This window comes from Acidimicrobiia bacterium, assembly GCA_036396535.1.
Lineage (GTDB): Bacteria > Actinomycetota > Acidimicrobiia > Spongiisociales > UBA5794 > DASWKR01.
The window spans coordinates 1-26,414 of the sequence record DASWKR010000057.1 but is presented as its reverse complement, the minus strand read 5'-3'; the positions used below and the strand labels follow the sequence as shown (position 1 = coordinate 26,414).

The 26,414-nt window shown below is 68.3% G+C and carries 21 protein-coding genes; 5 read left to right on the top strand and 16 right to left on the bottom strand.

Annotated features, from left to right (window positions below):
* Window positions 1-36: 36 nt before the first annotated feature.
* From VGC47_09875 to VGC47_09865, 3 genes are all read left to right on the top strand, one after another.
* Window positions 37-1,542 carry a sugar ABC transporter ATP-binding protein gene (locus VGC47_09875; protein ID HEX9855612.1) on the top strand — a complete coding sequence of 502 codons (1,506 nt, stop codon included), beginning with the start codon at window positions 37-39 and terminating at the stop codon, window positions 1,540-1,542.
* A 111-nt stretch (window positions 1,543-1,653) separates the two neighbouring features.
* A complete protein-coding gene (locus tag VGC47_09870; protein ID HEX9855611.1) occupies window positions 1,654-2,718 on the top strand; it encodes a sugar ABC transporter substrate-binding protein in 1,065 nt (354 codons plus the stop codon).
* A gap of 251 nt (window positions 2,719-2,969) precedes the next feature.
* Window positions 2,970-3,929 carry an ABC transporter permease gene (locus tag VGC47_09865; protein HEX9855610.1) on the top strand — a complete coding sequence of 320 codons (960 nt, stop codon included), beginning with the start codon at window positions 2,970-2,972 and terminating at the stop codon, window positions 3,927-3,929.
* Window positions 3,930-4,007: 78 nt separating this feature from the next.
* Here VGC47_09865 and VGC47_09860 read toward each other — a convergent pair whose 3' ends face one another.
* The 3 genes from VGC47_09860 to VGC47_09850 form a co-directional block, all read right to left on the bottom strand.
* Entirely contained in the window at window positions 4,008-5,009 is a 1,002-nt protein-coding gene (locus VGC47_09860; GenBank protein HEX9855609.1) for a cyclase family protein, read from the bottom strand.
* A 216-nt stretch (window positions 5,010-5,225) separates the two neighbouring features.
* A complete protein-coding gene (locus VGC47_09855) occupies window positions 5,226-6,995 on the bottom strand; it encodes an ABC transporter ATP-binding protein (GenBank protein HEX9855608.1) in 1,770 nt (589 codons plus the stop codon).
* Window positions 6,992-8,755: an ABC transporter ATP-binding protein gene (locus VGC47_09850; GenBank protein HEX9855607.1), complete on the bottom strand. Its 1,764-nt coding sequence runs from the start codon at window positions 8,753-8,755 to the stop codon at window positions 6,992-6,994. Before VGC47_09850 ends, VGC47_09855 begins: the two co-directional genes overlap by 4 nt.
* Before the next feature lie 527 nt (window positions 8,756-9,282).
* On the opposite strand from VGC47_09850, the gene VGC47_09845 reads away from it, so the two are divergent.
* Complete coding sequence (locus tag VGC47_09845; GenBank protein ID HEX9855606.1) at window positions 9,283-10,347, top strand: hypothetical protein; 1,065 nt, start codon at window positions 9,283-9,285, stop codon at window positions 10,345-10,347.
* A 56-nt stretch (window positions 10,348-10,403) separates the two neighbouring features.
* Here the strand turns inward: VGC47_09845 and VGC47_09840 are convergent, their stop codons facing one another.
* The 9 genes from VGC47_09840 to VGC47_09800 form a co-directional block, all read right to left on the bottom strand.
* Window positions 10,404-12,698, bottom strand: a complete 2,295-nt coding sequence (locus VGC47_09840) for an LpqB family beta-propeller domain-containing protein (GenBank protein ID HEX9855605.1) — start codon at window positions 12,696-12,698, stop codon at window positions 10,404-10,406.
* A complete protein-coding gene (locus tag VGC47_09835; protein HEX9855604.1) occupies window positions 12,695-13,168 on the bottom strand; it encodes a hypothetical protein in 474 nt (157 codons plus the stop codon). The genes VGC47_09840 and VGC47_09835 overlap by 4 nt, the downstream gene beginning before the upstream one ends.
* Window positions 13,165-13,767: a hypothetical protein gene (locus VGC47_09830; protein ID HEX9855603.1), complete on the bottom strand. Its 603-nt coding sequence runs from the start codon at window positions 13,765-13,767 to the stop codon at window positions 13,165-13,167. Before VGC47_09830 ends, VGC47_09835 begins: the two co-directional genes overlap by 4 nt.
* Before the next feature lie 83 nt (window positions 13,768-13,850).
* A complete protein-coding gene (locus VGC47_09825) occupies window positions 13,851-14,594 on the bottom strand; it encodes a hypothetical protein (protein HEX9855602.1) in 744 nt (247 codons plus the stop codon).
* A gap of 22 nt (window positions 14,595-14,616) precedes the next feature.
* A complete protein-coding gene (locus VGC47_09820; protein ID HEX9855601.1) occupies window positions 14,617-15,237 on the bottom strand; it encodes a hypothetical protein in 621 nt (206 codons plus the stop codon).
* Window positions 15,234-15,755 carry a MauE/DoxX family redox-associated membrane protein gene (locus tag VGC47_09815; protein ID HEX9855600.1) on the bottom strand — a complete coding sequence of 174 codons (522 nt, stop codon included), beginning with the start codon at window positions 15,753-15,755 and terminating at the stop codon, window positions 15,234-15,236. The genes VGC47_09820 and VGC47_09815 overlap by 4 nt, the downstream gene beginning before the upstream one ends.
* A gap of 63 nt (window positions 15,756-15,818) precedes the next feature.
* Complete coding sequence (locus VGC47_09810) at window positions 15,819-16,493, bottom strand: dienelactone hydrolase family protein (GenBank protein HEX9855599.1); 675 nt, start codon at window positions 16,491-16,493, stop codon at window positions 15,819-15,821.
* A gap of 148 nt (window positions 16,494-16,641) precedes the next feature.
* Window positions 16,642-17,310 carry a haloacid dehalogenase type II gene (locus VGC47_09805; GenBank protein HEX9855598.1) on the bottom strand — a complete coding sequence of 223 codons (669 nt, stop codon included), beginning with the start codon at window positions 17,308-17,310 and terminating at the stop codon, window positions 16,642-16,644.
* A gap of 88 nt (window positions 17,311-17,398) precedes the next feature.
* On the bottom strand, window positions 17,399-17,779 hold the full coding sequence (locus VGC47_09800; GenBank protein HEX9855597.1) for a hypothetical protein: 381 nt from the start codon (window positions 17,777-17,779) through the stop codon (window positions 17,399-17,401).
* A gap of 176 nt (window positions 17,780-17,955) precedes the next feature.
* Here VGC47_09800 and VGC47_09795 point away from each other — a divergent pair, with 176 nt between their 5' ends.
* The gene (locus VGC47_09795; protein ID HEX9855596.1) at window positions 17,956-18,384 is read left to right on the top strand and encodes a universal stress protein; all 429 of its coding nucleotides are present in this window, start codon (window positions 17,956-17,958) and stop codon (window positions 18,382-18,384) included.
* A gap of 3 nt (window positions 18,385-18,387) precedes the next feature.
* On the opposite strand, the gene VGC47_09790 is transcribed toward VGC47_09795, so the two are convergent.
* The 4 genes from VGC47_09790 to VGC47_09775 form a co-directional block, all read right to left on the bottom strand.
* On the bottom strand, window positions 18,388-20,547 hold the full coding sequence (locus tag VGC47_09790) for a cation:proton antiporter (protein ID HEX9855595.1): 2,160 nt from the start codon (window positions 20,545-20,547) through the stop codon (window positions 18,388-18,390).
* A 37-nt stretch (window positions 20,548-20,584) separates the two neighbouring features.
* Entirely contained in the window at window positions 20,585-22,888 is a 2,304-nt protein-coding gene (locus tag VGC47_09785; GenBank protein HEX9855594.1) for a sodium-translocating pyrophosphatase, read from the bottom strand.
* Between the two features lie 2 nt (window positions 22,889-22,890).
* The gene (locus VGC47_09780; GenBank protein ID HEX9855593.1) at window positions 22,891-23,565 is read right to left on the bottom strand and encodes a metal-dependent transcriptional regulator; all 675 of its coding nucleotides are present in this window, start codon (window positions 23,563-23,565) and stop codon (window positions 22,891-22,893) included.
* 82 nt (window positions 23,566-23,647) lie between these two features.
* The gene (locus VGC47_09775) at window positions 23,648-25,993 is read right to left on the bottom strand and encodes a hypothetical protein (GenBank protein HEX9855592.1); all 2,346 of its coding nucleotides are present in this window, start codon (window positions 25,991-25,993) and stop codon (window positions 23,648-23,650) included.
* Between the last annotated feature and the right edge of the window lie 421 nt (window positions 25,994-26,414).

Below are 26,414 nucleotides of genomic sequence, written 5' to 3'. Positions count from 1 at the left end.
CGCAGTGAGTCCCGCCGACCGCGATCGAGGGACATCGTGAACGCTGAGGCTGCCGTCCAGCCAAACGAAGCGCCGGTGGTGGCGGTCAGTGGGATCTCGAAGTCCTTCGGCGTGACCAGGGCGCTGCGGGACGTGACCATGGCCGTCCTCCCTCGCGAGTCGCACGCCCTCGTCGGGCGCAACGGCGCCGGCAAGTCGACGCTGGTCGGGGTCATCACGGGTCTCATCAAGCCGGACGCAGGTGAGGTGCGCTTCAACGGCGAGGCCGCCCCGGGGATGGCAGACAGGACCGGATGGCGCGAGCAGGTCGCCTGCGTCTATCAGAAGTCGACGGTCATCCCCAGCCTCACGGTCGCCGAGAACCTCTTCCTCAACGCATACCCCGATGCCAAGGCGGGGCTCATCAGGTGGAGGACGATGCGCGCCGAGGGCAGGAAGCTGCTCGATGAGTGGGGCATCGACGTCGACGTCGGTGTCGACGCCTCCCGGCTCGACGTCGGCCAGCGCCAGCTCGTCGAGATCGCCAGGGCGCTGCGGCTCGGATCCCGCTTCATCGTGCTCGACGAGCCGACCGCCCAGCTCAAGGGCTCGGACATCGAGCAGCTCTTCGACCACATGCGGCGACTCCAAGAGAGCGGGGTCACGTTCCTCTACATCTCGCACCACCTCGACGAGATCCATCAGGTGTGCCAGAAGGTCACGGTGCTGCGGGACGGCCGGCACGTGACGACGGCCCGGGTCGACGACCTGACGACGGAGGACATCGTGACCGCGATGGTCGGGCGCGCCGCAGGCGAGGTGCCCGAGCGTCACCGCGTGGCGGCCGCGGAAGCAGACGCGGTGCTCCAGGTGCGGGGCCTCGGCGTCGGCACCGAGTGCCGCGACGTCGACATCACGGTCCGGCGCGGTGAGTTCGTCGGGCTGGCCGGGCTCGCCGGGTCGGGCAAGGGCCACGTCGCAGACGCCATCGTCGGCATCGTCAAGCACGACCGCGGCGAGATCGTCGTCGGCGACGCAGTCCTCGAGCCCGGCGACGTTGCCGGCTCGATCGCCGCGGGCGTCGGGTACGTCCCGCAGGACAGACACGCCCGGGGTTTCTCACCGAACCTGTCGATCGAGGAGAACGTGACGCTGCCGATCCTCAGGGGGCTCGGCCGTGGCGGCTTCGTCGACTTCAAGCGTCGCCGGGCGACCGCCACCCGACTCATCGAGTTCCTCGACGTCGTCGGTCGGCCCGAGCAGCTCGTGACCGAGCTGTCCGGAGGCAACCAGCAGAAGACCGTCATGGGCAGGGCCCTGTCGTCCGACCCGAAGGTGCTCGTGCTCGCCAACCCGACGGCAGGCGTCGACATCGCCTCGAAGGTGATCCTCATGACGGCCATCCAGGAATCGGTCGACACCGCGGTGCTGATGGTCTCGGACGAGCTGGACGAACTGGCGTTGTGCGACCGGGTGCTCGTCATGTTCGCCGGCGAGATCGTCGGCGAGTTCGAGAAGGGCTGGGACGAGCACCAGCTCGTGTCCGCCATCGAGGGCATCTGAGAGTTCGCTGCCTCGGACCGTTTGACACACCCTCACCTCAATGCGAACGTTTGCGGCGCCGTGACGCCCGCGCCGCGGGCGCACGATCACCGGGGAGACAAGGAGACGCGCATGCATCGCGCGAGTACCAGATATGCCGTGCTCGGATTGACCTTCGCACTCTTGGCGGTGGCATGCGGAGAGTCAGGCGACGAAACGACCACCACTGCAGGCGGCGGCGAGGCCACCACCACGGCGGCAGCGGAGATGCTGCAGCTCGGCTACTCGGCCCCGTTCCTGTTCAACGAGTACTCGGTCGTGCTCCAAGACCTCGTCGCCGCCGCAGGTGAGGGCGCCTCGTTCGAGGTGCTCCCGCCCACCAACGCCGACAGCGACTCGGCCCAGCAGAACACCGACATCCGCAACCTGATCTCGGCGGGCGCAGACGGGCTGGTCGTGTTCGCCAACGACAGCAACGCCATCGTCCCGGCCCTCGAGTACGCGGAGGAGCAGGGCGTGACGACCGTCGCCATCGACGTCGGGCCAGACGGCGGTCCGGTCGCGATGATCGTCCGCGTCGACAACATCGGCATGGGGACGATCGCCTGTGAGGACATGGCGGAGGCGATCGGGTACGAGGGCAAGGTGCTGTCCCTGCAGGGCGCGGCCACGTCCATCAACGGACGCGAGAGAACCCAGGGCTTCGCCGAGTGCATGGCGCAGTACCCAGACATCGAGCTCATCGAAGAGCCGACCGATTGGGATCCGCAAAAGCAGGTGGCTGCGCTGCAAACGGTGCTCACGGCGAACCCCGACCTGAAGGGTGTCTTCCAGCAGTCCGAGTACGCCCTGGCTGCCACGAACGCCGTTCTCGCCCAGGCGGGCTACACCGCCAAGGTCGGTGAGGAGGGCCACATCTACAACATCAGCATCGACGCCACCAGGGAGGCTCTCGACCTCGTGCGCTCGGGCGAGTTGGACGCCGCCATCTCGCAGCCGATCGACCTCTACGCCTCACTGGGCGTCGAGTATCTCGTCGCCGCGATGAATAGCGAGGCGTTCGAGGTCGGACCGACCGACCACGGCAGCGAGATCGTCGAGTTCAGCGGCAACCTGATGGACCTGGTGGCCGCCGTCCTGGTGACGATCGACAACGTCGACGATCCGGCGTTGTGGGCCAACCAGGTCGAGGGCTGAGATCGCCCTGTCCGACCATGAGCGGACGAGCGCGGAGCGTCCTTGCTTCCTGGGGCACTCCGCGCTCGTCGCGGCCGGCTTGACGACCGTGGCCGGGGGGGAAATGGTGCGGCGGCGCCGGGCGCCTGGCATCGCCGCTCGGGGCATGTGACGACCGATCGAGAGAGGGCGGCCGCATGGATTCGGCGACAGCGGACGGCCCCAGCCCGGGTGCCGAGCCTGGCTGGTCGGTCCTCAACCGTACGAGGCCGGTGACGGTCTTCCTGCAGAAGTTCGCCCTGTTGCCGGTCGTTGCGGTCGCAGTCGTGATCGGTTCGTTCGTCCACGACGCCTTCCTCACAAGGGCGAACATCATCAACATCCTCCAGCAGTCTTCGGAGTTGGCGGTGCTCGTCCTCGCCGAGGCGCTCATCCTCGTCGTCGGCAAGTTCGACCTGTCGCTCGAGTCGACGGTCGGCGTCGCCCCGATGTTCGCGGCGTGGCTGATCGCAGCGCCTTCGATCGGCGGCAAGGGCTTCGGCATCAATCCCTATGTCGCCGTGGCGATCCTGCTCGTGGTCGGTGCCGTCATCGGAGTCGTCAACGGCTGGTTCGTCGCCAAGCTGAGGCTCAACGCCTTCATGGTGACGCTGGCGATGCTCATCCTCCTGAGAGGCGTCACCATCGGGCTCACCGACGGGCGGACGCTCTACGACCTGCCGACCGCTTTCACCTACCTGGGCTCGGCGAGATGGCTCGGCGTCCCGGCCTCGGTGTGGATCGCCGCCGTCCTGTTCCTAGGCGTCGGGCTCTTCCTCAGTCGCCACAGCTTCGGACGGTCGATATACGCCGTCGGCGGCAACGCCGAGGCGGCAAGGGCGGCGGGCATCAGGGTCGAGCGGGTCATCTGGGTCGTCTACATTGCAGGCTCGGTGCTCGCCGCCATCGCGGGCCTGCTGCTCACGGGGAGACTGGCTTCGGTGCTCTCCGGCCAGGGCCAGAACATGATCTTCACTGTGTTCGCCGCCAGCGTCATCGGCGGGATCAGTCTCAGCGGCGGCCGGGGCACGATGTTCGGTGCGCTCACCGGGGTCGTCCTGCTCGGCGTCATCGGCAACATCCTGACGCTGTCACGGATCCAGCCGTTCTGGATCGACGCCGCATTCGGAGCCGTGATCCTCATCGCTCTCGTGCTTGCCAGGGTGACCGCAGGCGAGGCCGAGGAGACCTAGGTTTCTGGGGTTCCGCGTACTGGCGTCGCCCATGTGCGATGCAGGGACGCAGAAGCGGGCGGTGGTTGCTCCAACACCTCACTTCAGGGCCACGGCCTGCGAGGGCGAGCCGACGCCGCCGCGAACCGGCAGGGGGATGCTCACGAACAGGAATTCGTACGCGCCGTCCGCTGCACAGTCGGCAGCCAGCGCGTCGAGATCCCAGAACTCTCCGATCGGCATCCCGAGCAGCGGGAGCAGATTGAGGTGGAGGAAGAACTGCGGGTCTGGCGCCATCGATTCGACACCGCCGTTGTCGCTGACGATGGCTGCAAGGCGATTGTCCCAGATCCACTCGAGCATCTCGTAGGACGGTTCGAGTCCGGGCGAACGCAGGGTCGCGTGCTCCATCAGGCGCTCGCGGTCGGAGCGGTTCTCTGCCAGAAGGAACGCAAGCCATCCGGTGTGGAGGAGCAGGATGTCGCCCATTTCGATGGTGACGCCCTGCGCACCGGCTGCGCTGTCCAGGTCGGCGACGGTGACCTGGTACGAGCTGTCGACCTCGTACGGAAGCCCGGCGGCGGCGCGATACCCGGGGATGTCGAGAAGCACGCCTCTGCCGACGATGGCCCGCTTCGCCCACTGATCGATGCCCAGGCGCGTGCCCGGACCCCCGTGTATGTCGGCGTCCGCCACACCGTTGTAGTTCCCGTGCTCGCGGTGGCGGACGTGTGTGAGCCCGTCCCACTGGCTTCCGCCTTGCAGCCACAAGCCGTCGAGGTAGTCGTCTCGGTCGAAATGCCCCTGCGAAGCGTCGTCGACTCCACCCGCACGAACGTCACGCGCCTCGTGGCCGACGTGGAGGATGTGGTGCTCGACCGGGGTTCGCCACGCCAGTTGTGGGTCGAGTTCGTGAAGCGGGAGGTTGAGCGGGAACACCGCGCCCCGTGTCACGAGGGCGGCGGCCCGCCTCGTCCGCTCGTCTGTGAGCAGGTTGAGCGTCCCCAGTTGATCGTTCGCACCCCACACTCCCCACGACGATCCGGACGGGGCATCGTCACGCCGCAAGAGCTGTCGATACGTCGGGAGACCGTCGTCCATCGTCACCGTTCTGCAAACGTTTGACCGAATGTAGCGAGGATGCCGACCGGCAGGAGGCTTCCGGTCGAGGCCGCCGGGCACCCGTAGACGATGGCGAGCTGGCGCCGGCTCGTCCAACGCTGTCTCCCGCTTTGCGGGGGACCGGCGAGCGTCCCGTCAGGGACCGACCCGAGGGGGTGCCCGGCCACGGGAACCTTGGGGTGGCGGCTCGGTGCGCTACTCGATCTCACCCGACCAGAGTCGCCGCAGCTCGTCGCTGGTCTCCAGGAGGGTCTCCAGGTCTCCAACCGCAGAGACCCGGCCGTCTTCGAGGACGACGATCTGGTCAGCCTGCTGGAGTGCCGGGCGCCTGTGCGACACGACGAGGGCGGTGGCGCCCTCCTGCCTGCTGAACAGGCGTTCCCAGAGGGTGCGCTCCGTCTCGACGTCCAGCGCAGACGAGAGGTCGTCGAACACGAGCAACGCTGGACGGCGCAGGAACATCCGAGCGGCCGCGGTGCGCTGCACCTGACCGCCGGAGAGGCGCATGCCGCGCGGCCCGACGATCGTGTCGAGGCCATTCGGCATGGCGGCGACGTCCTCGTCGAGTGCCGCCGACCGGATGGCATCCCAGATCTCCTCGTCCGTGTCATCCCGGCCGAGCCGCAAGTTGTCGCGCAACGAGAGCGAGAACAAGCGCGGCACCTGCGGGGTGTAGGCCGACACGGGAGGCACGAAGAAGGCGGCTGGATCGGCCACCCTGGCGCCGTTCCATACGATCTCGCCCGATTCGGCAGGCAGGAGGCCGAGAAGTGCCCTCAGCAGCGCCGTCTTGCCTGACCCGATCCGGCCAGTCACCACCGTGAAGCTTCCGTGGGGCACTATGAGGTCGATGTCGTCCACGCCGTTGACCGTGCCGGGGTAGTGATACGTGAGGCTCCGAACCTCGAGTAGCTCGAGGCGGGCTTCACCCTGGCCGATCCCGGACAGTGGCTCTTCGTCGCCCGTGAGAAACAGCTCCGTCTTCTCGACGAGGCTCTCGGGGCGGGCACCTCGCAACAGCTTCACCATCCGGTCGAACGACACGCCGAGCTGCTTGAACTTCACGATGGCGATCCCGAGGAACTCCCCTGCGTCGGTCACGAAGTCGAGGAAGTAGACGAACAGCACGAACTCGCCGATCGTGATCTCGTTCGACGAGCCGACCCTGGTGGCGACGATCAGCAGGATGAAACCCGTGCCGATGCTGAGGGTGCTCCAGAACACCGACTCGGTGATGGCGGTCAGCAGCTTGTCGCGCACCATGGCGACGCGGCGCACATCGTTGAGCCCGGCGAAGTGGCCCACCATCGACTCCTCGGCTCGGGCCACCTTGATGGATTGCACTGCGCCGAAGGTCTCGCCGAGGGCACCCGTGATCGCCTCGGTCGCCTCCCTCGCCTGTTCCCGGTAGCGGCGGATGCGACCGCCGATGCGCGCCACCAGGGCGATGACGATCAGGGCAGGGGCGAACACCACGATGGTGAGCCGGCCGTCGACCGACACCATGATGAACGTCGCCACGATCCCGAACACGAGCGCGCCGGCGAGGTCGACGGTCCACGACATCGTCTCCTCGGTTTGCTCGATGTCCTCGCGGAAGTACGAGATCACCTCGCCGGGAGATTCCTCGATGGCGGCCGCCCCCGGCAGTTGGAAGATCCTTGCGAGCATGTTGCGCCTGAGCAGCGCCCCGATCCTGAAGTGGAAGTTGGCATCGTTGCGCATGCCGAAGAGGATCACGCCGATCCTTCCGGCCCCGTACGCGATCATCGAGGCGATCAGCGTTGCCGGGTTGAATCCGACCTCGGCATCCAGCCGGTCGAAGAACGCCTTGATGATGAGCGCCGGGATCACCGGCATCACCCACATCGAGGTCCACACCACTGCGTTGATCGACCAGCGGACCGGCACGAACCGGATCAGCCGGAACACGCCGCGCCGCGTCGTCAGCGGTCGTCCCGTCATGCCAGCACCTCCTCCATGCCCGTCCTGAGCAGCTGGGCGAGGCGCGATTCGGGGTCGGAGGCGAGCTCGACCCTCCGGCCGAACTCGACGACCTGGCCGTCCTCGAGGATCAGGATGTCGTCGGCGCGGGTGACCGTCCCCAGCCTGTGGGCGATGATGACCGCCGTACGCCCGGCCAGCAGCCGATCGACCGCCCGCTCGATGAGAGCCTCGGTTGCGGGGTCGAGCCGGGAGGAGGCCTCGTCGAGGACGACGAGGCCCGGATCACGCAGGAAGATGCGCGTGAACGCCAGGAGCTGGGCCTGCCCCGCTGACAACCCCCCGCCGCCCGCCTGCAACGACGTGTCGAGGCCGTCGGGGAGCGCCTCGACCCAGTCCCGCAGCCCGAGATGGTCGAGCACCTCCATCAACCGGTCGTCGTCGATCTCCTGGTCGAAGAACGTGAGGTTGTCGCGGATGCTCGCCTGGAAGAGCTGGACGTCCTGGGTGACCATCCCCACCCTGCCGCGCAGTTCGGTGATGACGGCGTCCGCCGTGCGCACGCCGCCGATCAGCACCTCGCCGTCCTGTGGGTCGTAGAGGCGGGTGAGGAGACGCGCCATCGTCGTCTTTCCCGACCCCGATCGGCCGAGGACACCGAGGACCCTTCCCGGAGCAATACCAAACGTCACGTCGTCGATCACGATGTCCGTGTGGTCGTCAGGGTCCTCGGCGCTGTCGTAGGCGAAGCGGACCGCCTTGAAGTCGACGGATAGCGGTCCGTCGGGGAGGTGCACCGCCCCTTCCTTGTCGATGGCCGACTCGATGCCGAACATCGACTCGACGCGAGAGATGCCGGCCGCCGCCTTCTGGAAGTCCTCCATCTGCGAGCGGATCTCCTCCATCGGGTGCCGGATCATCTCCGTGTAATAGAAGATCAGGTAGACGGAGCCGATCGTGATCGTGCCGTTGCCGAAAAAGATCGAACCGAGCCAGAAGACCATGCTCGTCCCGATGACGTATGCCCCGATGCTGGTCGACCACAGCGCCCCGAAGCGCACGAAGCCGCGCACCCTTTCGGGCAGCCAGGCACGCATGATCCCGGTGAAGCGACGGACCATGTATGGAACACCCCCGTTGGCGCGGATGTCCTCGGTGCCCTCGAGCTGCTCTCCGAGGAAACCGTAGAGCTCTCCGGCGCGAGCTCGCACCTGCTTCCAGATCGGCACGGAGGAGGCCTGGATGCGGATCATCCCCCACAAGGCGATGGCGACGAAGCTCGTCATCCCGAAGCCGACCCACACGTTCTCGGTCCACAGCAGCACCAGGACGCCGAGGATCAGCACCGCGTTGCCGAGCACCTTGATGGTGAACGACGAGAAGAAGTTGCCGAGCGACGTGACGTCACCGTCGACACGTTCGATGAGCTCGCCCGGTGTGTGGCGCTTGTGGAACCCCATGTCGAGGTCGAGCACGTGGCGGGTGAGGTCCTCGCGCATCTGGTTGGTGGCGGTCCAGCCCACCTGTTCGGCGAAGTACGCCGCCGATACGGTGCAGATCTGCTGGAACAAGGCCAGGCCCATGAACCACGCAGCAATGGTCAGGAGGCGGCTCTGGGGAGCGTCGCCCGTGATTCCGTCGAGGAAGGCCCGGATGAGCTGGGGGTTGATCAGGTCGAGGGCGATGCTGCCGAGCAGGGCCGCGACGAGGAGCGCCACCCGGCGGCGTTGCGTCCGCAAGTAGCGGTAGAGAAGTCGGCTGTAGGCACGTACGGGGATCATGGGCGACCCTTGTTGAGGGAAGCGACCGCGGGTGCTGGGCGCTTCGGGACGGGTGAAGAACGGCAGGCGGTGTGCCGCCTGCCTCTGGCTCTACGAGCTCTGGTGAGCTACCGCAGCGCCGCGAGGTGAGCCGGGCCCGCGGCGGTGTTGGGTTCTTTCCTCAACACTGTGGGGCTCCTTTCCTCGCTCGTGACCCGTCCCGGGTCGATGCCTACATGCGAAACGGCCGCGGCAAATACTTGGACTGCGGCGGCCTCGGCGGTGAGATTCGCAGCCCTGACCCGTCGTGTCAAGGAGCCACGACCGCGCCCCGTGCCGTTCTTGCGTCCTCGCATCGCACATGTGCGACGGTGGGACGCCGGAACATCTGGTGCCTGGCGCCCTCTCGTTCTTGCGTCCTCGCATCGCACATGTGCGACGGTGGGACGCCGGAACATCCGACCAGTTCGTGGAGTCGGGTAAACCCGAACGCTCTCTGCGGCGAGTGACCACTCGAAGTCAGCGCACAACGACCAGGGAGTGGACCGATGTTGAAGAAGCGAGGGTTCGCAGTGATCGCGGTCGCATTCGCCGTCCTGCTCATCGGCGGCGTCGCCATGGCAGGCGTCGGACCATGGGGCCCGGACGATGTCGGCGACGACACGGCGGCCGCGACTGCCCTCGCCGGCGGCCAAGCCGGGCAGACCCAGGCAACCGCCGAGACTGGCGACGAGGCACGGCAGGTCGGCGCCGAGCCGTCGGGCGGAGATGAGAGGACCGCCGGCGACGAAGGCGACCGAGGCGACGGCGACGGCGACGACGACGGCGACGCGGCACCGCGGATCGAGATCCTGCGTCCGGAGCACGGCGCCCACGTCGACTCGAAGGTGATCGTGGTTTCCGGCAAGGTCGAGCTGCCGGCCACCGTTGCCGTCGCCGATCATCACGCCACCGTCGATGACTCGGGACACTGGTGGGCGCGGGTCGAGCTCGAAGGCGGACGGAACCGCATCGTGGCGGTCGCCACCGCCCCGGACGGCACCATGAGCCGCGACCACGTGGTCGTCTTCTACGACGAGACGCATGAGTTCATCGCTCATCAGAAGTACGAGGTGGTGGATGGTGAGAACCCGGTCGTGAACTTCTATTGGGGGACGGGCCGGCCCGGTGCCGAGGTCCATGTCGGTTCCGAGTACGGGCGCGGTGCCACCAAGGTGAACGACGCCGGGGTGTGGGAGTTGCGGGTGGCGTTCGAGGCGCCGTGCAACCAGCCGTTCCGGGTGGCGGCCGAGTCGGGTGATGCCCGGGTCGGGTTCGAGATGGAGCGGGTCTGCCGGGTTGGCCACGAGTTCACCGCCCACCAGAAGTACGGGTCCTGCGGCGAGCCGATCCCGTTCGACGTGTTCTACGGGACGGGCACGCCGGGCGCCAGGGTCGTTGTCGAGTCCCCGTACGGCTCGGGCCGGGTCACCATCGACGAGCGTGGCAAGTGGGAGGTCAGGGTCGAGTTCCCGGACGCTCCCATCGGCGATGAGTTCCGGGTGGTCGTCGAGTCGTCGGATGGGGGCCGTGCCGTCTTCGGCTTCGTCGCCACCGGGGGCGAGCACGGCTGAGCCGGCCGGCCGCGAGGATTCATGCGCCCCGGGCCCTCCCCCGGAGCGCCGCCGCGTCAGCGGAGGATCCCCAGCTTGTCCCCGGCGGCCCCTGTGCCGGCCACGCCCGACCCGTCCTGGCGCCACAGGTCGTCACCCTCGGCCGACAGCCCGCCCGCCGAGCCGTACAGCACGTTGACCGCCCCCTCGTTGGGCGATCCGGCGTGGTCCTCGCGGGGGACGCCGATCGCCAGGTCGCCCCTGCGGTCGCCGTCGAAGTCGCCGGCAGAGAGCGACTTGCCGAACAGGTCTCCCTTCTGCCCTTTGCCCTTGACTCCGTGGCTGCCCTGCCGCCAGAGGTCGTCGCGCGACGCGTCGACGCCCGTCACCGTGCCGTAGAGGACCGCCACCGCGCCTCGCCGCTGGTTCTCACCAGGTACTCCGATGGCGAGATCGCCGTGGCCGTCGTGATCGAAGTCGCCGATCGCCAGGGCATCTCCGAACCGATCATTGCGCTCCGCCGAACCGCGCACGCCTCCCGAGCCCTGCATCCATGAGTCGTCGCCGGAGGCCGCGAGCTTCGACTTCGACCCGTAGAGGACCGCGACGGCGCCCCTGTCGTCGTTCTCCCCGGGCGCGCCGACGGCGAGGTCGTCCCTGCCGTCCCCGTCGAGGTCCCCGGCCGCAACCGCCTTGCCGAACACGTCGCCGCGTTCGGCATCGCCCTGTATCCCCGACGAGCCTTGTCGCCAGAGCTGGTCACCGGCGGCCGTCAGCCCGGACGCCTTGCCATAGATGACGGCGGCTGCCCCGCGGTTGCGGTTCTCGCCGGGCACCCCGACGGCGAGATCGTCTCGCCCATTGCCGTCGAAGTCACCCACGGCAAGTGAGGAGCCGAACCCGTCGCCCGCCTCGGCGTCGCCCTTGATGCCGGACGTGGCCTGGCTCCACAGCTGGCTGCCTGCGGCGGTCAGACCGCTCGCCGATCCATAGAGGATGTTCACCGCTCCTCCGGCGCCGTCGCCTGGGGCTCCGATGGCGAGATCGTCTCGTCCATCGCCGTCGAAGTCGCCTGCCGCCAGCGAGGCGCCGAACCGGTCGCCGCTCTCCGCTGCCCCGTCGACACCATCGACGTCCTGGTGGAGGAGCTGGGAGCCCACAGCGATCAGCCCCGACCCGGAACCGTAGATGACGTTCACCACACCCCGTCCGAGGAAGTCCGTCGGTGCCCCGACGGCCAGGTCGTCACGCCCGTCCCCGTCGAAGTCCCCGCACGCCAGTGCCGCCCCGAACCCGTCGTCGGGCCCGGGAGAGCCGCCGATCGGCCTCCCCTGATGCCACAGATCGTCGTCGCCCGTACCGAGACCGCCCGTCCGACCCATGAACACGTTGACGACTCCTGAATCGCGCTGACCCGCCTCGTCGTCGTCCGGCGCGCCCACGGCGAGATCGCCGATGAGGTCGCCGTCGAGGTCGCAGTCCACCTGGCGACCGCCCGAGTGGGCGAGGTGGACGAGTGCCCTCTTCTGTGTGAAGAGTCGCTCTGCGGGGGTTCCGGCCCGGTCCCACCACACCGCCGTGCCGCTACGTCCGTCGTAGCCGGTGCCGGCGTATCGCACGAAATACAGCGTCGAGCCGTCCTCGTCCCACACCGGAGACTCGAGCGATCGGGAGCCGGCCGCCCGGACTTTCGGCGCACCGCCTCCGGCCGGGATCACGACGAGCTCGTGACCGCCTCCAACGCTGCGGACGTAGGCGACCTTGTCGCCGTCCGGCGACCAGGCAGGCTCGCGACCGTTCACGGCGAGTTGATACGTGTTGCGGCCGTTGAGGTTGGTCACCCACAGCCCGCCGTTCTTCTCGTACACGATCCGGTTGCCGCTCGGGGACCACGAGGGGTTGATGCCGCCGCGCGTGCCGGGGACCTTCGCCTGGTTCTTCCCCGTGGTGCGCATCACCCGGATGATGCAGCAGGTGTCGGCGCGCAGGCTCCCCTTGGTGACCCGCGAGTATGCGATCCATCGCCCGTCGGACGACCACGCAGGGTCACCGTCGGCGATCGGGGGGGCCGTGAGCCGCTTCCTCCCAGTGCCGTCGATCTTCGATCGGAAGATGCCCCAACGGCCGTCCGTGCCGTCGGACAGGGGCGCGGCGTACACGATGCGGTTGCCGTTGGGAGCGAGGGCAGGTCGCCCGATCACCTGGCCGTCGATTGGGCGCCGTTTACCCGATCCGTCACCTTCGAGCACGACGACCTCGTACGTGAACCCGCCGTCGCGCGACTCGAGCGAGACGAATTGCTCGTCCGCGGCCGCGGCGGGGGAGGCGATTGCAACCACGACCAGCACGGCGATGGGTACCGCGGCCCTCATCTGATGCCGGGCGGTGTCGGAGACTCGACGATGATCGTGGCGAGCAGCTCGCCGGCGAGCTGTGCGAGCGTCACCCGGTTGAGGAAGCTGCCGATCACGACGTACAGGCAGAACGGCCGGCCTTTCTCGACGAGGAACTCCTGCAGGCCGGCCTGGCCCGGGATCCAGCGCTGCAGCTGGTTCGTCTTGAACCGCTCCGGATCGAGGGTGCGGGGGAGCCCGCGCTTGCCAAACAGGGCGCTCTCCGCCTCCCGTGCCTCGTACTCGAGGAGCGAGACGAACACGTCGCCGCCTGCCATGAGGTCGACCGCACCCGATCCGAAGTCGCCGCGCTCCTCCGGGAGCGGGAACGTGGCGGCGTGTATCCGGGGCAGCGCGACCGCTCCTTCCTCGATCGCCTCGGGCCGCTCGATACGCGTCTCCCATCCGTCGGGCGTTGCCACGGTGAGCCCATGTGCCGCGACCCTCATGCGAAGCCGCTTGCGACGGCTGCAACCACGGCAGACGTCACGAGCACGGCCGCGACCACACCGTTCGCTGGGCGGCTCGCCGCCAGGAACATCGTGTGGAGGCGGACGAGGCGGTCCGGGCTCGTCACCCGCATCGTCGTCAGGAGAGGCAAGGTCCGGGCCACGCCGAACGCCACGCCCACCAGGAGCCCGGCCGCGGGTGAGTGGGTGAGGAAGGCGATCGCCAGCATGGCGTGGATCGCAGGCGATGTGATGATGGTCACCACTGCGAGGCCGAGCTGGAAACCGAAGCCGACGCCAACGACCCAGCCGCGGTACATGTTGAGCCAGTTCTCGTTGACCTGGCGTCTCAGGCTGGGGAGCCCGAGAGGGACCAGGCGCAGCTCGATCGCGGCCGCCAGCGCAAGGAGGGCGAAGGCGAGCCATGTCAGCACGGCTCCGGCTGGGCGAATCGACTCAGGCACGATGGAGCCGGCGGCGCCCATCGCTGCCCCGATCGTCGCGCCCCCGAGCGCCGATCCCGCCAGGTACCAGCCGGCGGTCACCGCCCATCTCCTGTGCCGTCCCCGCTCGCCGAGCGGGGTGATGCTCGCCAGCATCGACTCCCCTCATGGTGACCACGCCGACCTCAGCCCGGCAGCCACTGCCGTGACGACCCCGATGGCCAGCAGGAGTCCTGCCGTCATGGCGTTTCGGACTTCGCCTCTGGCTCGGGGTAGAGACTCGGATGGCCCGGATGGATGCCGGCGGCCATCAGCTCACGGTCTGCCTGCGCCTCCCTGGTTGCATCGGCTTGCCACTTGCGGCGTCTCCTGGCGTCGCCATCGTCGGCGGTCGCCTCCGTCAGGAGGTTCTCGAGTTGGTCCCACGTACCAGCCGAGCCCTCGCCTCCGATGGTGCCCGACCGGCCGTCGACGAGCACGAAGTACGGTGACCCGGGTACTTCGTAGTCGAGCCATGCCTGGGACGACTTCACGAGCGTCACGCCGGCTGGGGCGAGGTTGGCGATCTTGGTGGGGCTCTCCTCGGCGTCGTCCTTGGTGACGATCACGACTCGAGTGCTTCCGATGGAGCCGAGGGCCTCGTCCGTTGCGAAGCTCTCCCAGAACCCCTTGCAGGTCTTGCACCCGCTCGAAAGGAAGGCGAGCAGTGTGGACCGGTCCTGGCCGCGCACGGAGATCCCGACGGCGTCGTTGCGGTGCGTGAGCCCAGACACGTCGAACGCAGGTGTGACTCTCTCGCGTGGAGGCGTGACGGACTCGGCGTACGCCAGGTCGGGCACACGCGGAGCCTCTTCGTCGTCGTCGAGGTGGACGCCGAGGTCGTGGAGCTTGCGGAGGATCTCGGCGTGGCTGCGCAGCAGGCCCGCGACGAGCAGGCCGAGGAGGAGGATGGCGACGGCTTCGACGACGACGAGCGCTGTCATGGTGCTGGCTCCCGGTGTGAGGTCAGGTACATGGTCCTGAAAGACATGGGGCGGTGTGCTGGGCGGTGGCGTTGTCGGTGCGAAGCGACGAGCCGCAAGAGTCGAACAGGACGTACGGGGGAGTGCACGTGACGACTCGGCAGGCTACGCCTCCACTGCATCCGATCTCCGTGTGGCACTGGCCATAGCGGAACACGTTGCAGCAGATGCGCCTCCGGTCGCACGTCGAGGAGACGTTGTTGCAGCGGCACTTGCACGCCAGGCACGACGAGGTGCAGAACGGGCCGCAGCCCGACGTGCACTCGCACTCCGGGTGGCAGTCGATGTAGTACCGGCTGCCGGCGCCGCCCCCCGAGTCGCAGCAATACGACGAGCCCGACGCTCTCCACCATCCGCCGACGAAGGTCCCCGGGGGGCACTTGTTGACCCCGCGGTTCACCGTGCAGCAGAAGACGCTCCAGCCCTGGTTGCACTCGGCGCCCGGGCCGCACACCGCGGCGTAGGCGGAGACCGGTTTGAGGAGGAAGTCGAGAGGCGCCGTCACCAGCGCCGATCCGACGAGGGCGAACTTGCGCAGGAAGTTGCGGCGCGACTCATGGCGCGACATCACCCGGATGGTCCTGTTGACGAGTGTCTTCGTCATTCGTGGCTTCCTCTCGGGATGACGGTCGGCAGGACGCTGAGCGCCAGATACGTGAACCAGGTGGCCACGGCGACGAGCGCAACGAACGGCACGCCCGCCAGCGGACTCTCCCCTAGGGAAGAAACGACTCCATCGACAGGTGAGGACATGGCGGCGACTGCGATTGCGGCAGCGGCGACGTCGATGGCGAGGTGGAAGAACGTCGGAGGGGTGTCGTCGCTCCCGAAGCAGCCGCACGATGACACCGAGCCGCCCCGCGCCATGGCTGCGGCGACGAATGCCGCGAAGCCGACGTAGGCGGACGCGACGAGGGCCGCGGTCACCGGTCCTCCGAAGGCAATGGCGGCCGCCCCGATCGTCACCTCGGCCACACCCATGAGCCTGACCAGCAGGCGGGAGCGGGGCAAGCCGACCGAGCCGAGCGCTCCGGCGGTCGCCGAGGGCTCCAGGATCTTCGGGGCTCCTCCCACGATGAGCAGGACAGCCGTGATGTAGAAGGGTCCCGTCAGCGCCAGCATGGGTCCGTCGATGGTGGCAGCCTGCAGGCCCGATGCAAAATACCCCGGGATTGGCGGATGCGCCTAGCCCGTCGATCCTAGGTTGTTCTCGAGGAAGTCGACCGTGCGCGTGAAGGCCAGCTCCGCAGGCTCGGGACGGTAGGCGTCGCGCGAGGGCTCGGCGAACCAGTGGCCCGTGTCCGGGTAGCGGTGGATGGTCACCTCTCGCCCGGCGGCTCGGAGCGCCGCCTCGAACGCGGCGACGCCTTCCTCCGTCTCATATGGGTCGCTCGCCGCGAAGTGCCCCAGCACAGGCGCCGAGGCACGTGCCAGGCTGCCCCCGAGCACGGTGCCGTAGTACACGACCGAAGCCGCGATCCGGCCCCGCTCGGCCGCGCACCAGATCGACCATGCCGCTCCGAACGAGAACCCGATCGAGCCGAGTCGTGCGTCCGGGCCCAAGCGGGCCGCCAGCCCGTCGACGGCTGCCAGCGCCGCCGCGTCGGCCATTGCCGTGTCGGCTCCCGCACTCAGCTCCTCGGCCTGCTCGACGGTGGTTGCCACCTTGCCGGCCACGAGGTCCGGCGCCGCCACCGCGAACCCGGCAGCCGCCAAGCGGTCGGCGTAGGCCGTCACGTCCGGATCGAGTCCCCACCAGGCGTGGAGCAGCACCACGCCGGGCATCCCCCGGGTCTCGGCCCCGGCCACGTATTGCCGCGCCGGCGTGCCTGCCGCGTCGATCGTCTCCCATGTGCCCATCGGTCGTCCTCCGCGTGCCTGTGCCTGTCGGCCGAGACTACCCGGCGCCCGAACAGGGCTGTCTGGACGTCTCACACAGATCCGCCGTCCGGGCGGGCACGCGCGCGACGATCCGGCCGGCAGCTCCACAAGGAGCGCCGAGGCGTTGTCAGCTCGCCGCGATGAGCTTCTCGGCCACCTCGACGAGCGTGGGGCCCTCGAAGTCGGGCGGCGGGTACAGGGGGTTGCGGACCATGCCCGGTCTCGTGACGTAAGCGCCCCGCATGCCGGCCATCATCGCCCCTGCCACGTCCCAGTCGTGAGCAGCAAACATCGTCATGTCGGCCATCTCCACTCGAAGGGCGTCGGAAGGTATCCGATACACCTCGGCCGCCGGCTTGAACCTCCCGACGGTCTCGACCGAGAAGATTCGCTCGAAGCGGTCGGCGAGCCCGGCGTTCGTGAGCTGCGCCTCCGCTCCGGCCTGCGGTGAGTTGGTGAGGGCCACGAGCCGGTAGCCGGCCCTGCGCAGGGCGTCGAGTCCCTCCACCACGTCGTCGTGAGGCGGGAGCGTCAGCATCGCCTGCCGCACGGCGCCCCGATCCTCATCGTCGAGGGCGACACCATGCTGGTCGGCGACCATCTGCAGCGAGGCAGCGCCGACGGCGAGGAAATCGACGACGAGGCCCGTGATGGTGACGCACAGGGCGTTGCGCAGGACGAGCCCGAACCAGCCCCTACGGATGCTTCCGTCGCCGAAGATCCTTTCGAAGTGCGGGTCGAGGGCTCGCAGGTCGAGGAGGGTCTCGTTGACGTCGAAGACGAGGACGGGAGTCATGAGCCCGAATCTAGGCCCACTCACTCTCTGCCCAGACACGGCGGAACCCCCGGGGGAGGATCCGGGGGTTCCGTTCCAGACGATCAGTTCAGAGGGATGCCCTGCCCACGCACTCCTCGCCCGTCGACAGGTTGATGGCCCTCACCTTGAAGTGATCCTTGCCCGCCTCGTTCGGAAGGAGCCTGCGAGCCTCGAACGATCCGCTCGGCGCCTTGGTGGTCTTCTTGAACTTGTACGCCAGGTCGCCGTTGTGGCGAATCTTCACCCGCCAGACGTCGCCGACGACGTTCTGATCGACCTCGTACTCCAGCTCGATCTGCCCGTTCTCGTTGTCGAGCTTGAGCTTCCAGTCGCTGGCGGCGGTGCAGTCGCCGGTCTTGATGACGTCGGCCTTGGCCCACGCCGCCGTCGGGGCGAGGAGTGCGAGGGCGAGAGCCCCCACCGTCGTCACCTTGATCATCTTCCGCATGACTTGCTCCTTGTGTCTCGCTTGCGGTCTGCGGCCACTGTGCACCGCCCCTGATTGGTCCGCGCTACGGGACGGGTAAGCGATCATCAAGCGTCGATCAAGGAGCCCGACAAGGGGCAAAGGACCATTGCTCGCCGCGCTCACGTGCGCGACGCTGATGGAGAAAGGAGCCCACCATGAAGATCGTCGTCGGCGTGGACGAGTCGCCGCGTAGTGCCGGCGTGCTCGAGCGGGCCGTGATCGAAGCGCGTACCCACGGCGCCTCGCTCGACATCGTGCACGTGTTCCATCAGCCGCCGCTGGCGTACGTCGACTTCCCCGTTGACGTCGACGCCATCGCGGTGGCGGTTCGCAAGTCTCTCTGGGAGTTCATCGACGGCCTGCTCGACGGCGTCGACGACGTCGAGATGGAGAAGATCGACCTGTGGGGCTACCCGCCGGACGCGCTCGCCGACCACGCCGCCGACGTGGGGGCGGACCTGCTCGTTGTGGGCACACGGAGCCGCGGGCAGATCGGAGCGCTCGTGCTCGGCTCGACGAGCCACAGGGCGATCCACATCGCCCCGTGCGACGTCCTCGTCGTCAAGGCGGAGGAACAGGAGTGACCGTCAACTGTTGAGGACGGCCACGGCACAAGTGCATTCGGCCAGGATCCGCTCGACTCTTGGTCCCAGGAACAGCCGGCTCGTCCCGGTACGGGCGGCCGTGCTCAGCACGACGAGGTCGGCCCCGATCGACGCCGCCACCGTGAGGATGGCGACCTCGGGCTCTGGGCTGAACTCGACGAGGCCCTCCGTCTCGACCCCCAGCGAGTCGCCGATCGCCCGGACGGCCGCCACGACCTGATGGCCCATGTCGAGGCGGCGCATCGGGCCGGTGTCCGACACTGACACGACGGGGCTGAGGTCCTGGACGGCGTGCAACACCGTCACCTTCGCCTCACGGCCGGCGATGGCGAAAGCCAACTCGGCGGCACGAATGGCAGCCGCGGTGCCGTCGACGGGAACGAGGATGTGGCGGGGCAGCCAACCCTCGGGCGCACTCCCGCCGCGCACGAGCAGGGCAGGCACCGCCACCATGCGGACGATCTCGTCGACGGCGCTGCCGAAGAGAGCCGCGGGGGCAGTCGCCTCCGTCGCTCCGAGGACGACGAGGTCGTATCCCTTGGCCGCTTCTGTGATGATCGACGTCACCGGATCGCCCGAGAGGACCTTCGTGGTGACGTCCTGGGCAGCTGCCAGGCGGTCGGCCATCCGGCGAACGGCGTCCTCGGCGGCCGAGACGTCGGCTGCCGAGGCCTCGGCAGACGAGGCCTCGCCCGGCTCGGCGACGGCCGCGACCGTCACCGCCAGGCCGACGTCCTCGGCGAGCCTGTCGAGAATCGCAGCCTGGACGTCGACCGCGCTGCCCGGCTCGGAGCGAGGCCGCACGGTTAGCAGCACGCGGCGCACTCTCCCGGCCATGCCGGCCGCTTCGGCCGACTCCCTGCGAAGCCGCACTGCCTCGTCCTCGTCTGGTGCGATCCTGTGGAGGACTGCCTTCAGGGCCGGTGGCGTCATGAGCGACGTGGCGACGGCCATGACGACGATCATCGAGAACACCTCCGGGGTGAGGATCTCGAGCGAGAGCCCAACGGTGGCGACGACGATACCGATGGCGCCGCGAGCGCTGAGCCCGATGCCGTAGGCGAGGGCCGATGCGTTGTCCGCCCGCGAGAGGAACCGTGCCCCGAGGTAGGCGCCCGCTACCTTGCCGACGATCGCCACCCCGAGCACGAGTAGCGTCAGCAGCGCCAGTCGGGTGGACGCAATCGACCCGACGTCGACCTTGAGTCCGGCGACGGCGAAGAAGATCGGCGCGAACACCCCGAAAGCCAGCGCTTCGATCGACTCGATCGTCGCCACGGGGAGCCGCTTCGTCCTGCCGAGGAGCACCCCCATCGCGAAGGCGCCGATGACAGGCTCGAGGTGGAGCGCCTGGCTCAGCGCGCTCCACCCGAAGACGAGTACCAGCGCCAGGCTGAGGAAGCGATGGCTGCTGCCGCCTGCCGAGTGAACGGCGCGCACGGCGCTGCCCACGAGCCGCGGAGCGACGAAGATCGTGGCGGCGACGAACCCGCCGACCGTCAGTGCCGTTGCGGTGAGTGCTCCGACGCCGGTGCCCTCGTTGGCGAGGGCAACAACGACGCCGAGCACCGTCCACCCGATGAGGTCGTCGATCATGCCGGCGGCGAGCATCGCCTGGCCGACGTTGCGGCGCATCATCCCGAGCTCGAGGAGGATCGAGGCCAGGACCGGGATCGCCGAGACTGCCAGCGCCGTCGCCAGGAAGAATGCGAACAGCAGCCTGCGCGACGGATCGCCGACCAGGTCCTCCGGGAAGACCCCACCGAGGGCGAGCCCCGCCGCGAAGGGGAGGACGAGGCCGCCGGCCGCGATCCCAACGGCCGATCCCGCTCTCCTCCTGATGAGCGGGACGTCGGTTTCGAGGCCGGTGACCGCGAGGAGGAGCATCGCCCCCAGGAGGGCGACCACCTCGAGCAGCCTGCCCTGCTCGACGGTCGCCGGGATCCAGTTCGACGCAAGTGCCGGCGCCAGCGCCCCGGCGACCGATGGTCCGAGCAGCACTCCTGCGAGGATCTCCCCGACGACGGCAGGCTGTCGGAAGCGCCTGGCAACCTCCCCGAGCAGTCGCGCCACACCGAGCAGGATCGCCAGCTGTATCACCAGCTGGAGCACCTGGTCGTGCGGCGAAGGGGTGATGATCAAGCGGCTCCAAGAGGGACGGGTGGGGCGGGTGCGATGCTCATGCCTCGATCGCCGTCGGCATCGGCTCGACCGTCACGTCGGCCGGGCGGCGCGCCCACCAGATGGCGGCGAGCAGCACGACGAGGCCTGCGCCGGCGATCACGAACCGCACCCCGCTGTCGGCGAGAGCGATCACGGCTGGGAGCACGAGGAGCGACACCAGGTTCATCACCTTGATGAGCGGGTTGAGCGCCGGGCCCGCGGTGTCCTTGAACGGGTCGCCGATCGTGTCGCCGATCACGGCCGCCTTGTGCGAGTCCGAGCCCTTGCCGCCGAGATGGCCCTCCTCGATGTACTTCTTGGCGTTGTCCCAGGCGCCGCCCGAGTTCGACAGGAAGTTCGCCATGAGCTGCCCTGTGAGGATCGCCGCCGCCAGGAAGCCGCCGAGCGCCAGGTAGCCGATGCCGAACCCGACGATCGTCGGCGTCAGCACGGCGAGGAGCGCAGGGGTCGCCAGCTCCCGCAGCGACGCCGCGGTGCAGATGTCGATGACGGGGCCGTAATCGGGTCGACGGTTCCCGGCCATGATCTGGCCGTCGGCGAACTGGCGCCGCACCTCGTTCACGACGACGCCAGCGGTCCGGCCGACTGCTCTGATCGCGATCGCCGAGAACATGAATGCCACCGATCCCCCGATCAGCAGCCCGATGAACACCGTCGGGTCGGCGACGTTGATCGACGTCGCGACGTTGCGGAACAGATCGCTGCCCTCGAGGCCGAGGCCGAGCTCCGCGCCTATCGTCTCCACGAACGAGGCGAACAGCGCCACGGCGGCGATCACCGCCGACCCGATGGCGAACCCCTTCGTGACGGCCTTCGTCGTGTTCCCGACCGCGTCCAGTTCCACCATGATCGCCAGCGCCTCGCCGTGGAACTCGCCCGACATCTCGGCGATCCCGGCGGCATTGTCGGCGACCGGGCCGTACGTGTCTTCCGACACGACGACACCGGTCGTTGCCAGCATCCCCATCCCGGTGAGGGCCACGAGGTACAGGGCGAACTGCAGGTTCCCGCCGCCGAGTCCGACCGCGACGCCGATCGCTCCCGCGATCGCGACGATCGCCCAGACGGACGACTCGAGACCCGTGGAAACGCCCGCCAGCACTGTCGTCGCCGGTCCGGTCCGAGTCGCCTCGGCGATCTCCCGCACGGGACGCTCCTCCGTCGACGTGAAGTACTCGGTGATGCGGGATGCCACCTGGGCGAGCACGAGGCCGGACACCACCGCTCCGAGCACCTTCCACCCCTGGTTGCCGTGGTCGTTGCCGACGTAGAGGACGGCGACGACGAACGTGCCGGCGACGGTGAGCACCCCCGCGGTGAGGAATCCCCTGTTGATCGGGGCGAGGGCCGAGCGATCCTTGGGTGTCGCCCTCACCCGGAAGACGCCGACGATCGAGGCGAGCACGCCGATCATGCGAACGATCACCGGAAAGATCAGCCCGAGCACCGGATTGGCCCCTATCGACGCAAAGGCGGAGACCCCGAGGATGATCGAGGCGACGAGCGTGACCTCGTAGCTCTCGAACAGGTCGGCGGCCATGCCGGCGCAGTCCCCGACGTTGTCTCCGACGTTGTCCGCGATCGTCGCAGGGTTGCGCGGGTCGTCTTCCGGGATCCCTTGCTCGACCTTGCCGACGAGATCGGCGCCGACATCCGCAGCTTTGGTGAAGATGCCCCCGCCAACTCGCAGGAAGAGGGCGAGCAGGGATCCGCCGAAGCCGAATCCAATGAGGATCGCGGACGACGTGTTCTGGAAGATCATGATGATCAGCGTGGCGCCGAGGAGCCCGAGGCCGACCGTGAACATCCCGGCGACGCCTCCCGTCCTGAACGCCACCTTGAGAGCCGCCGGCATCGAGCCGCGCATGGCGGCGGCCGCCGTCCTCACGTTGCCGCGAACCGCCAGCGACATGCCAATGAACCCGGTGAGCCCCGACATGAAGCAGCCTGCCAGGAATGCAAGGGTCCTGGCGGCGCCGGACTCCCAGAACGACAACGCCACCGACCCGTCCGGTCGGGTGACGCTCGTCGACGTGAGGAACACCACGGCGACAAGCGGGATCAGGATCAGCCCGATCGTCCTGAACTGCCGGCGCAGGTACGCCATGGCCCCCTCTTGGATGGCGGCGGCGATCTCGCGCATGTGCGGCGTCCCGGCGTCCGCTTTCAAGACATCGCTCGACAATGCGTATCCGACGACCATCGCCAGCAGCGCGGTGGCGACGGAGGCGACGAGCCAGGCCCACTCGGCGCCGCCGAGCGTGAACTCTTGGAAGCCGCCTTCGGCGGCGATGATCACTGTCAGGTCGTTACCTCCGTGCCGGTGGCGGCGAGCATGTAGATCTCGCGGGCCAGGTTGTTGCCGATCGTTCGTGGCGCTCCGTCGATCGCGATGACGACGGGCCCGTCGAACGGGTGCTTCTCGATCACCTCGACGCGCACCCCTGGTCGGACGCCGAGATCCTCGAGGAAGGCGGCGGCTTCCGGATCTACGTCCCTCGAGACGGCCACGTCGGCCACCTCACCGACGGTGAGATCTGTCAGCCTCGGAAGACGGGGCAGCTCGTCTGCGCCGGCATCGGGGATCGGGAACCCATGAGGGCAAGTGGTCGGACTGCCCAGCATGGCGAACATTCGCCGCACGACATCGACCGGGAGGTCGTGCTCGAAGGTCACGGCCAAGCCGTCCGCCTCCTCCCAGTCGAAGCCGAGCGAGTCCGCCAAGAACCTCTCGACTATGCGATGCCGCCGGATCGCCGAGATGGCCAGCTCACGGCCGGTCTGCGTCAGGCTGACGCCGTGGTATCGGGCATGGACTGCCAGGCCCCTCTCGTCGAGGCGTCGCAGCCTCGCCGTTACGCTCGCTGGGGAGATGTCGAGAGCCTCGGCGAGTGGTCCCGCCTTCACCATCGCGTCGATTCCGGCGAGCCGATAGATCGCCTTCAAGGTCTCGCGTTCGACTGATGAGAGCTCCAAGGCTGGAGACGTTAGCCAGGGTTCGTCTCGACGAAACCTCGTTTTCGGTTCAATTGAACCTGAGCGAGAAGGCGAGGCCGGCTCACACGTTGCCGAGCGCGATCTCGAGCAGCTCGAGGAGCGTCTCCCACTCCGCTGTGTCCTCGTGGACCCCTGTCCAGGGCACGATCGAGACCGTGGCGTCGGCGCTCGTCGCCACCACGGTGAACACCGAGTCGTCCGTGCCGAAGTCGGGATCGGGGATGTTCACCATGGCCAGCGCCCAGTCGCCGATGCCGTCTATCTCGAGGACCGCGAACCCGAAGCTCTCCGCCCCTTCCCGGAATCCCTCCTGCTGTTGCGGTGGGGTCGCCTGGATGCTGAGCGCCGGGGAGTAGGTGCATTGGTGGAAGAACTGTGAGCTCAAGTCGTCCTCGCCCTCCGGCTTCTCGGCGTCGGCGGCCAGGCTGCGGACCTCCTTCAGGGTGAGGAGGGAGCAGGCGTCGAGGCTCTCACCCCAGTCGGGTGGCACCGTCGATGGCGGAGAGTCGTCGCCATCCCCCGAGCCCGTGTCGGGCGGGGGCAGCTCTCCCGCGTAGGCGCCGACCCTTTCGAATACATAGCCCGAGATTCCGGGCACGTCCCAGGTGATCGTGTCCCCGCCGCACGTGAGCTGCAGCAGTGAGTTGGCGCCCCCACCGCTCAGGCTCTGAGTGCCGGGGCCGGACTGCACCCATTCATCGAGGAACACGAACGGAATGGCCGAGTAATCGTGGGTTGCCGAGGCACTCACCGTGCCGTGGCCCTCCGAGGCCTCCGAGATCGTGAGGGTTGCTCCTCCAGCCTGGACCACCATCGTCTGTGGTGCTCCCGAGAAGTTGAGGCTTCCCACGATCGGCTCCGAACCGTCGAAGTCGATCGTGCCGTTCAGGTTGCTTCCGATGATCAACTCGATGCCCGTTCCTCCGGTGACGGTCTGGTCCATGGCGTGGTACGACGTGCTCGACCAGACCCCCTGGAAGCACGAGGCCGCCTCCTCCGGCTCGTCCTCTTCTTCGTTGACGTGATAGTCGACGGCGAGGACGATCGATCCGTTGACGTCCATGAGCGCAGAGAGCTTGTCTTTCACGTCGCCGAGCAGCGCGCCGAGGACCTTGCCGAGCAGCTCGCCGACGGTCCCCTTGAACATCATCGTGTCGAGCAATGCCTGGAGGTCCTCCTCGCTCAGACGTTCCACCGTCGCGATCACCTGGACGCTGCCGTTGTGGAGGTCGCCTTCGGGATCCTTCGGACCTTCGCGCCCGGTGCGGTAGCGCAGTTGGGCGCTGCTGTCGTCCCTGATCTCGTCGTCGTGCCCGATGTCCGTGGCAACGGTGATCGCTCCCAGCTGGTTCATGTCCCATTCGATCGGCTTGCCCGGTGGGAGCGGGCTGGGAAGCGTGAAGCCGGCGACCTCGGCGCACTTCACGAGGGCCGCTGCGAACGAGGCGTCCTTGCCGATGCCGACGCTGGCCGTGAACGTCCCGTCGTGGTCGGGTTCACCTGGGTGAGCGAAGTGGTCGATGATCGGCGACGGCATCACCTCCACCGTCCACGACTTCAGGAACGAAGCAGCGAGCGCCAGCGTCCCGACGATGCCGATGCCGACCTTGATCGCCTGCAGGATCGGGGCGGTCAGCACCTCGATGAGCCCGGTGATGACTGTCTTGGCGATGTCGACCGCGGCGTTCCAGATGACCTGGATGAAACCCGGGATCCAGGTCGACTCCTCGATCTTGAGCACATCGAACAAGGCGGTGAGCACCTTGTTGAGCCACCCCTGCAACTGGCTGCACACGTCGTTCTGAGCGAGCGTGAGCGACTCACCAGCAGCGAGGATCACCTCCTGTGCCGCCGGCGATGCTTCGAAGTCGACCCCGGCCTCGTCCGCCACCTCACGCCCGATGTTCGAGACGAACAGCATCAGGACGGCGTTCGGGAAGATGACGTCGGTGGTGCGGGTCCAGTCGTGGGCGCCGCGCCCGCCCATCAGCTCGAGTGCGTACTCCGTCTCGGGGCTGTCGACGGAATCGAGCCATCCGGCGACCAGGTACGAGAAGGGCGGGGCGTCGTCCGGCATCGGCACCAGGTCGTCGAGTTGGGCGCCCGTGACGCCGCCCCCGGAGTTCAGCTCGGCGACAAGTCCGTCGATCTGGTCGTCGATGAGCCTGATCGGGGAGTCCGTGTCCCCCGAGCCCTCGACGTCGTCGAACACGCCGATACCGACCCCGTCGAAGCGCGCCGCCACCCCCTCCGCCGCCAAGGCGGCCTGCTCCTGGGACGGCTGGCCGGGTGTCTCGTCCTCAGCGGCATTCCCCGACCCGCCACACGCCGCCGCGGCCATCGCGAGCACGACGACCGCCACCTCGAAGCGAGGCACCCGCTTCCACGATGTGTCGAGCGTGCCCATGGCACGATCATGCAGCCGCGACCTTCGAGCGCCCTTAAGGGCAGCTGAGCGGACTCATCCTGACTGGTGGGCCCCCTCGACTCGGTGGGGCACGCGCCAGACCGAGCAGGTGCACGAAGCACGCAGGCCGAGTCGAGAGGCCGGGCGCGCGGGTTTGCTGTCACTGGTGGGCCCCCTCGACTCGGTCCCTGGCGGGACGCTCGTCGATCCCCCGGCTCTCGCCGGGGGATTGCGTGGGGAGGTGAGCTCTCGCCGGGGGATTACGTGGTGGGGTGAGCTCTCGCCGCCTCACACAGTGTTTCCCGCTCCTCTTACGCTGTCCCCCACTTTGCGGGGGAGCGGATTCACCCTGCTTGACCTTTCCTTGCTCGGTGTGGCACTGGTCAGGTCGAGCAGGGTGAACAAAGCGCCGCAGGCCGAG